The sequence below is a fragment of the Polaromonas sp. genome (genome assembly GCF_029945925.1).
Lineage (GTDB): Bacteria > Pseudomonadota > Gammaproteobacteria > Burkholderiales > Burkholderiaceae_C > Polaromonas.
In genome coordinates, this window is the sequence record NZ_JAQSDN010000035.1 from 230,271 (window position 1) to 238,834 (window position 8,564).

Below are 8,564 nucleotides of genomic sequence, written 5' to 3' on the forward strand. Positions count from 1 at the left end.
AGAGAATCATCACCCAGGAAGCGACGATCCCGGGCGCGAGCCATGCCTGCAAAACAACAACGCAGATCGGCACGGCTAGCAAAGCCGGAATCCAGACTCTCCAGCACGTGCCCGGAGGGGTTTTCATGCATAGGCCTTGGGTATCGATTGGCGCAGAATCTCACGATCATCGATTGGGAGATGCAGTGCGGCGGCCAGCACGCCCAGGGCCATCGCGCCTAACCAAATAATGTCATAAGACTTGGTTGCTTCAAAAACGTATCCGCCCAACCACACTCCGAGAAATGCCCCCAACTGATGGCCGCAGAAGACGAATCCGAACAGCGTGGTTATGTAACGCACGCCAAAGACTTGCGCCATCAGTCCGTTCGTTAACGGCACAGTACCCAGCCAGACAAAGCCCATTACAGCGGAGAACATGTAGACACTCAGGGGATTGAGAGGCACGATAACGAACAGCGCCATAGCGCATGTCCGCACCAGATAAATGCCCGCCAACAGGTACTTCCTGCTGTACCGTGCCCCCAACAAACCAAAGCAGTAAGTCCCAAAGATGTTGGTCAAGGCAATGATTGCCAGTGCAGTTATCGCATCGCCAGGCCGCATCCCCTTGTCCAAAAGATAGGCGGGCAAATGGGTGGCAACGAACGCCAACTGAAAGCCGCAGGCTAAAAATCCCAGATTCAGCAACCAGAAGCCGGGATGATTGAACGCCTCCCGAATTGCTGTCGACATCGGTATGTCGGCAGCTCTCATCGACCCGGTCTGCTCCTGATCCTTCAACGGCAGCGCGAGCGGCAACAGAAGTGCCATTGCCACCGCCAACACGACAATCGCTCCACTCCAACCCCATGCACCCATGAGGCCATATGCAGTTGGCACCATGGCGAACTGCCCGAGTCCGCCAATTGCCCCCGCCAATCCGAGCGCCCAACTCCGCCGTTCGGGTGCCACCAGTCGGCTGAGAGCACCATACACAGCGCCGAACGAGGTGCCGGACAAGGCAATGCCAATGCAAACGCCGGCGCTCCAGATGAAGGCGCTCGGCGTGGATGCCTGCGACATGAGGAACAAACCCACGGCATAAAAGACTAATCCGCCCGCGATCACCTTGGCCGAGCCAAAACGGTCAGCGATCATGCCGGTAAACGGTTGAACGATGCCCCAAGTCAGGTTCTGGACGGCCATCGCTAACCCGAAAGTCTCACGAGACCAACCCCGATCCAGTGTGATGGGCAGAAGGAAAAGACCTTGCACGTGGCGCACGCCCAGCGCCAATCCCATAACGATGCCGCCGGCCAACACTAGAGCCCATGCTTGTTGCCACCAGACATAGGGCACTACTTTAGACGCGATCAGCTTCGCGGAACGAAAATAAGCGGACGAGCTAATTGTCATGATTCCCTGTTGGGCATTGCATCAGCCTCAGCTCTGATTGATGCCCCCATTGCAGCATTTAGTCGCTTGTGCTTCAATTGATCTTTTCTTCGTATCGCATGCACCATGGGAATGCCACTTGAGCTTGTTCGCCTATCCTCTTTGGATTTGATCCGCGGTTTCGTTGCTGTCGGACGCCGCATGAGCATTACGCTTGCATCACAGGACCTGTGCCTCACGCAGTCGGCAGTCAGCAGGCAGATTAATACACTTGAAGAACAACTCGGCGTCAAACTGCTGATTCGCGGCTACCGTTCGATCACGTTCACAGCCGAGGGCGAACGACTATTCCGCAGCGCGGATGGCGTAGTCCAGCAATTGCAGGAAGTCCTGGGCGAGATCAGTACGAAGGGGGTACTGCGTCCCGTGATGCTGAGCGCGAGCATCGGCGTCACCGGACTTTGGCTCCTGCCGCGATTGAGCCGATTTCAGAAACTTCATCCCGGCGTAGACCTTCGTGTTTCAGCGAACAACCGTGTCGCCGACCTTCGCCATGACGGCATCGACCTGGCCATCCGCTACACCACGCCTTCGTCGGCACCTGACGGTGCAACCCGACTCTTCGGAGAATCCATTGTTCCCGTCGCCCATCCGTCTTTGGGTCTCAAGTCGCTGCGCTCAGCGCAAGCGCTGTCTAATCTGAACTTGCTGGAGTTCGACGATCCGCAGCATCCTTGGCTCCAGTGGAACGACTGGCTCGGCGCGAGGGGATGGACAGATGCAAAACCTCAAGGCGTCCTGCATTTCAACCAATACGATCAAGTGATCCAGGCGGCCTTGGCCGGCCAGGGCATCGCGCTGGGAAGGCTTGAACTTATCGGGCCACTGCTCGACCAACATCGATTGGTCATAGTCGCGCCACCCAAGCACAAGACCAAGACGACACACGCGTATTGGCTCATTCAAGCGGACGCGCATCCACGCGAGGACGTGCGCCGCGTCGCGGCCTGGATTGAGTCCGAAGTGCGCGCCTCACGACCACCGGCGCAGGAATGATCTCTGCACCTGCGTGGAAAACAGCAGGATCACGGCGATACCGCAGAGGATGGCGGTAGATCAGGCTATTCGGACGCCACTACCAGCGCGCTGCCCCGCGGCGGTCGGCTTCATAACCGCTTGCTCAGGCACAGGGCCAGCGCATCGTCCAGGCGATCATTGCCCCAGAACATCTCGTCGCCCACGAAGAACATAGGCGCACCAAAAATTCCTTTGGCCCCAGCGATCTCCGTCTGCTCGCGAAGCTTCAGTTTGATGACATCAGACCGTGCCTCTTCGAGGATCTGTTGGGCGGGAAGACCGAGCTGGTCCAGAACCTTTGCCACCACTTCCGGTGCATCTATGTCGCGATTCTCGGCAAAGTTGAGTGACATGATGCGTCGACAGTAGGCGCCCATCCAGTCCTGTTCGGCAGCAAGAATTGCCACCCGCAGGGGGAGCAGTGCGGTTCGGGGAAATGTGGTTGGCTGGGTCCAGGGAAGGCCGGCCTTCTGACACTGACGGACCATGTCTTTCCACACGTACTCGCCTTTGGCCTTTTGCAGTACGAAGGGAGAGGTTTCCCAGCCGAACGACCGAAATATGGGCCCCAGCAAGAACGGCCTCCACCGGACAGGTATGTTGAACGAGGCGGCAGCTTCTTCGATGCGCATCACGCTCAGATAGCTGTAGTTGCTGCCGAATTCAAACCAGAAATCGATAGCAGATGGAACCGCGGTTGTTGTGGAGTTGCTCATTGCTTTCAGTCCGTTCACTCGTAGACGACCAGACACCGCAGCTCGATGCTCTCCCGTAGCGGGGCATCTGGGGGTGCGTCGGGATGGTCGAAAGCTGCGTGTGGGACGAACCGGGCGACACCGCTAATTTGCGAGTCGTACTGCTTGAACACCAGCGCCTCGTGGCGATCCATCTCCGAATAGTAGGACCAGCGGTGCAGCGGTGAATACACGGCCTGGTAAATTTCTCCGGTGCGGCGCGGATAACGCACTTCGCTTCTCACTAGGTCGGAGATCACCAGCGTGCGGGCATCGCAGACGGCAAGCGGTGTGTCAAGCACCGGCCCTTTGATCGACCTCCAGACATTGACGATGGCGTAACGTTTCACTTGTGACGCGGCTTTGGAATCGGTCAGCACCAGGTCAAGCCGCTTGCGGCCCGAAGCCTCGGTGTAGTCGTTATGAATACGGCCATTGGCCGCCGCTCGTCCATCGGCTCCGCGACGACCGAAAGAGAGTGCTGCACGGTCCGGTTCACGCCTTCGAACTAAGTGATCAAAGACGTATGCGTGCTGCGCACCGGTCACGGCCAGTGCGAGTTCGGAGGCTTCGCGGTAGTAGATCGTGCGGACCGCATCCTCGTCGAGAAAGTCTTTTACGGTGGTAGGTGCGTCCCACAATTCAAACCCTTCGTGATTAATAGACGAACTGTGCGCAGCGCTGCGCGCGTCAACGATAGGTATCTGCTGAAGCTCATACTCGGAATTCTCCCAAGGTATGCCCGGGGGCGGTTCGTAGGCATAGCTGCACGGAGTCTCCGACGTGGATTTCAGGTAGCTCAAAGCCGCAACAACCCTGGAGGGGCTATGAGGCATTACTGAACTCGGATACACGGGTTTCGTGGTGGCAGTGTTCATCATTGCTCCATTAGGACGAGCTGCCGGACAAACTCAAAGCGGAATTTCGCCTCTCCAGTCCAACTTCTCTTCTACAGATTTAATCCTTAGCATCCTAAGCTCTCAACCGATTTATCGGTCGCACCACATGCATCTGAAGAATGCGATAGGTGCTCAAAATTCTCGTGCCAATGCACAGGGCACTGTCGAAACGATGCGCGACTGTTTCAACTTATGCGAGACGGATGCCATTTATTTCGCCAGTCCCCGACCGGAGCAGCATCGCGGCCCGACGTCTCGGTCTTCTGGCCTTGCTCTCCACCCCACTGCTGGTGGCTGGATGCAACACCGCAGAGCTCTTGCAGAACCTACGACCCGAGTCCTACTACGCCCGGCGCTCTTCGACCAGGAACTCAGTGATCTCGGCGAGGAAGGTCTTTGCGTGTGCCATCATGGTCCTGCCCGCGGGGACGCGCAAGCCGCTTCCAGCGTGAGCGGCAAAAAACAGTAGTGCATCAGAGACACCTGCAGCCCTGGCGCGGACACCAGGGAATTTCGCGTCGCAGAGAACCTCGCTTGACCCTAACACCGTGTCAACGCTGAGACTTGCATCTGTTCCGGTTAGCGGCCTCGCTGAGACCCATCGGAACCCGGCCGACGGCCGGTTCACTTATGAAAGTCAAAGCCATGAAAAAGATCATCATCTCCACCCTGCTGCTGAGCGCCTTTTCCGCCTTCGCCAACGAAGCCGGCGACGACCTGCAAAACCGCGCCGCCTTCCAAGGCGAACTCACGCGCGCAGAAGTCCGCGCGGACTATCTTCGCACCAAGATGGGCGGCAACCTGTTCGATACGAGCGAAGCCGCTTCGCAGAAGTCGCCAACGGTGACCCAGTCTGTTCTTCGCGGCAGCCTGAAGGCAGAAGCCGTTCAAGCCGCGCGCTACCGCATCATCAACGAGCTGATGTAATGCCGTGCTTCTCAGTGCCGGGCAACCTGGTTGCCCGGCCTGGGATGCGTGAGATTCGTCGGAAGAGCTCATAGAGGGCCGGCGCGAAACGGCTGTTTCAAGTCCGCGGGTTCCGAGCCCGAAACGCTTCCTGTGGTTGGACCACTTCAACCGCCGCGCGCCCCACGAGGGATCGATAGATTCTCGGCGCCGTCGCGCCTTCGGTGTTCAACAGCAGCACCCGCGCCTCCCATCCAGCCCAAGTGCGCCCACTGGTCCAGCGTTGCGCAGTACCATCAATGCCGCTAGCCCTGCGGCTCCCGATTCTCCAGCTACGGTCGGCACGTCGCCGCCTGATGGAGATTCATATGCGCGACTTCAAACTTTCCGACTTGGCGCTTGCTACCCACCGGCTGGCCGTGCTGACGGGTGCCTCCCCGAAAGGATCCGAGGATCCTGCTTCGGACACGGTTCTGCCCAATTTCATATCCATCCGGGTGCAAGATGCCCAGGCGTGGCTGGCCCAGCGTCCAGACCTGATGACGCAAGAAGCAGAGTTACGTGCGCGGGCGCTCGAGGTGAAAGCCGTGCGCGCGGAGTTCTACCATCGCCTGTCCATCACTGGAGTGCTCGGCTTCCTGGCAGGTTCAGTAACCGGTTTGCGCGCCGTTTCGAGCGTGTCTTGGTTGAGCGCTCTGTCGCTCATGGCTCCCCTTCTCGACCGGCCTCGTATCGAAGCACGGCAGGGCGTGGCCAGGGTCAATCAGAAGCTGGCTCTGACCGCGCCCCGGCAGCAGATCCTACTTGCGACCGAGGAGGTGGAAAACGCCCTCACGCGCTATGTCGCTGGCCAGCAGCGCTTTGCGGTGACCCGACTCCCAGCCGGCGTTTCGCAGACCCGGGTGATCCCCCGCCGGCCGGTAGCGGCTACTGTTTCAGGGCTTGGTCGGCCCGCGAGCGCTCTCAACCGGCGGCTGTATCTGCTCGGCTGTTCAACGTCAACTGCCGATGCGAGATCGGCCCTGAATGTACAGGAGTGAGCTGACCATGAAGACCACGGCCTGGAAGACGCAGGGACGCCAGCGGCTTAGAGTCTAGTTTGTAGACATGATGCAGACAGTCGGCGAACACGGCTGCAGCGGTGACTTGAAGCTGCCAGAGGGCCACGCGGGCGAGGAATCATTTCTTCTTGGCGGGCAGCGGGAAATTGGAGTTCGGATCAGACCAGCGCGCTCGGCGCGAGGGTGCGACTCCACGCCACCAGGCCTGCATGCGCCGGAGAATTCTCAGCTTTCGGCGATTCGTGGTGGCACTTTTCCCGCCGCGACCCGGCACGAACATGCTTCAAGGTCTTGATCGGGCCGGGCGCCGTTGGGGCTTCCGCGTCGGAAACGCCTTCGGCGGCTGACAGCCGCTCCAAAATGGCACAGCGGGATTGGTGATCGCCTGCGCATTTGTGGATCAGCTCGGACAGCGTTGCTTTCATCTGGTCAAGTTCACGCTGCCTCTGTTCGAGTTCGGCGAGCTGCTGTAGTGCAAGCTCTTTGACCTCGCGGCTCTCGCGTCCCCCATCCCGCCAAAAAGCCAGCAACGCCTCGATTTGCTTGATCGAGAAGCCCAGCACACGCGACTGCCGGATGAAGCGAAGCATCCCGACCTCGCGCACCCCGTACAACCGATACCCGCTGGCGGTGCGCTCCGCTTCTGGAATAAGGCCCAAGGATTCATAGTGCCTGATCATCTTCGGCGTAACCCCGGCGGCAGCCGCTGCTTCACCAATATTCATGTGGTTCATGGGATCTCCGTGGCGGTTGAGGAAGTTGCTGAAACCAATTATCAACCTTGCCACCATGGCAAAGTCAAGCCCTCTTTCAGGAAAATGTTAAAAAAAGCCGCCAGCGGGTCCTTCGTCGGCGTCTATCAGGCGTTGACGGCTTGACGAGTTCCTCGGCGCTTTCCCTGCATTCGCTCGCTGTAGCGGTCGACCAGATGAAAATGCGCAGCGGGTGCTCAGGAAGGATCGTCGGTATCAGAGATGGCCGGAACCTTGTGCTCGTCAGTGACGCCCGGGAGGTCGTTGTTTGATGACACGCTTGCGCTGCGGATCCTCGTTGTACTCTGGTCTTACCGTCAATTTGCTTGATTCATTGATTAGGTAGGTGTTGAGGCCTCAGCTCGTGTCGCCTTCCGCACACGATAGTTGAGCACGCTGGCCAGCCGCTCAAAAGGGGAGCACGGCGACGGCTAGCCGATCCTGGAAAGATAGTCGGATTCTTCAGCAGTGACCGGTTGCACCGCGGTCCTCAGCAAACCCGGTGGGCGAAATGACGTACTCCCGCAGACGAGTGATATGTCGCCTCGTTGGCGGTCAGCAGCCCGAAGTCCGCCAACGCGGACGTGCTTCACCGTCGCCGCAGCGTTCGCGCCCGCGCCCGCACCGGCGTGCGGTATTCAACAGGTGAAGGCATCTACCTGGATGTGCTCGAAGCCGAGCGGTCCGCCTTTGCAAGTCTGCGTGCGCTAGTAGTCGCTCGCACCTAACAGCGGCTTGCCGTTGTCAGCATCTTCAAGGCGCTGGGCAGGGGCTGGGAAATCTGCGTGCAGGCGGATCAGAACTGCGGCGGAGCCGACGGCATGTCGAACTTGCGCGTCGTGAAATAAATTTGCCACAGGACTTGACATTCCCATCGTGGGAAGCTTGAAACTTCTCTTCACCAGAAACATTTAAGGGGTAATTCAATGACTTCCCTAGCCCAACAAGGCGCTAATCCATTCATGTCCTCAGTCACTCGTTTGAGCCTGCCGGTCGAAGGCATGACGTGTGCATCGTGTGTCGGCCGTGTCGAGCGTGCGCTGAATAATGTCCCCCGTGTGCTCACGGCCGCTGTCAATCTTGCCACTGAGCGCGCCGACATCACTTTCACCGGTTTGGCCGATCCGCAGGCGGCTGTCCGCGCCATCGAGAGCGCTGGCTACACCGTACGCGAAGAGACTACCGAGCTCGCAATCGAGGACATGACCTGCGCGTCGTGTGTGGGCCGGGTTGAGAAGGCGCTTGCAAAAATCCCGGGCGTGCTGGAGGCCACTGTCAACCTGGCGACCGAGCGCGCGCGGGTGCGCCACCTTGCCGGAGTCGTCTCCATGGCCGACCTTGAAGCGGCGGTCGAACAGGCGGGTTACAAGGCCCGCCGCATCTCCGCCGAAACGGCGAATGCGGGCGATCAGGACGCCGAGCGCCGTGAGAGCGAGGCACAGGCGCTGCGGCGCGCTTTGCTCATTGCATCCATCCTCACCTTGCCAGTCTTTATCCTCGAGATGGGCTCTCACCTCATTCCCGCCATTCACCATTGGGTGATGGGGGTCCTGGGTGAGCAGACGAGCTGGTATATCCAGTTCGCGCTCGCCACCCTTGTGCTGTTCGGTCCGGGTCTGCGCTTCTTCCGCAAGGGCGTACCGGCGTTGCTGCGCGGTGCCCCCGACATGAACTCGCTGGTATCGCTCGGCACCGCGGCGGCTTACGGCTATTCGGTGGTCGCGACCTTCGTCCCCGAAGTGCTTCCACCGGGCACCG

General features: G+C 59.4%; 9 protein-coding genes. 4 read left to right on the plus strand and 5 right to left on the minus strand.

What is annotated here, in order from left to right; genetic code table 11:
* Positions 1–123: 123 nt before the first annotated feature.
* Positions 124–1,284 carry an MFS transporter gene (locus PSV40_RS10060; RefSeq protein ID WP_300537066.1) on the minus strand — a complete coding sequence of 387 codons (1,161 nt, stop codon included), beginning with the start codon at positions 1,282–1,284 and terminating at the stop codon, positions 124–126.
* A gap of 225 nt (positions 1,285–1,509) precedes the next feature.
* Between PSV40_RS10060 and PSV40_RS10065 the strand changes: the two genes are divergently transcribed.
* Complete coding sequence (locus PSV40_RS10065; protein WP_300537029.1) at positions 1,510–2,433, plus strand: LysR substrate-binding domain-containing protein; 924 nt, start codon at positions 1,510–1,512, stop codon at positions 2,431–2,433.
* A gap of 110 nt (positions 2,434–2,543) precedes the next feature.
* Here PSV40_RS10065 and PSV40_RS10070 read toward each other — a convergent pair whose 3' ends face one another.
* Positions 2,544–3,170 (minus strand): 2-hydroxychromene-2-carboxylate isomerase, encoded by a 627-nt coding sequence (locus PSV40_RS10070; protein WP_300537031.1) that lies wholly within the window; start codon positions 3,168–3,170, stop codon positions 2,544–2,546.
* Between the two features lie 14 nt (positions 3,171–3,184).
* Positions 3,185–4,066 (minus strand): CmcJ/NvfI family oxidoreductase, encoded by an 882-nt coding sequence (locus PSV40_RS10075; RefSeq protein ID WP_300537033.1) that lies wholly within the window; start codon positions 4,064–4,066, stop codon positions 3,185–3,187.
* 666 nt (positions 4,067–4,732) lie between these two features.
* Here PSV40_RS10075 and PSV40_RS10080 point away from each other — a divergent pair.
* Both PSV40_RS10080 and PSV40_RS10085 read left to right on the plus strand, forming a co-directional pair.
* On the plus strand, positions 4,733–5,014 hold the full coding sequence (locus PSV40_RS10080) for a hypothetical protein (RefSeq protein WP_300537035.1): 282 nt from the start codon (positions 4,733–4,735) through the stop codon (positions 5,012–5,014).
* 347 nt (positions 5,015–5,361) lie between these two features.
* Positions 5,362–6,033, plus strand: coding sequence for a TolC family protein (locus tag PSV40_RS10085; protein ID WP_300537037.1), 672 nt, complete (start codon positions 5,362–5,364; stop codon positions 6,031–6,033).
* A 179-nt stretch (positions 6,034–6,212) separates the two neighbouring features.
* Here the strand turns inward: PSV40_RS10085 and PSV40_RS10090 are convergent, their stop codons facing one another.
* Both PSV40_RS10090 and PSV40_RS10095 read right to left on the minus strand, forming a co-directional pair.
* Positions 6,213–6,788, minus strand: a complete 576-nt coding sequence (locus PSV40_RS10090) for a MerR family DNA-binding protein (protein WP_366914992.1) — start codon at positions 6,786–6,788, stop codon at positions 6,213–6,215.
* Positions 6,789–7,513: 725 nt separating this feature from the next.
* Complete coding sequence (locus tag PSV40_RS10095; RefSeq protein ID WP_300537039.1) at positions 7,514–7,717, minus strand: hypothetical protein; 204 nt, start codon at positions 7,715–7,717, stop codon at positions 7,514–7,516.
* A 51-nt stretch (positions 7,718–7,768) separates the two neighbouring features.
* Here PSV40_RS10095 and PSV40_RS10100 point away from each other — a divergent pair.
* Positions 7,769–8,564: copper ion binding protein (locus PSV40_RS10100; protein ID WP_300537041.1), on the plus strand; the 796-nt coding region annotated here is incomplete at its 3' end.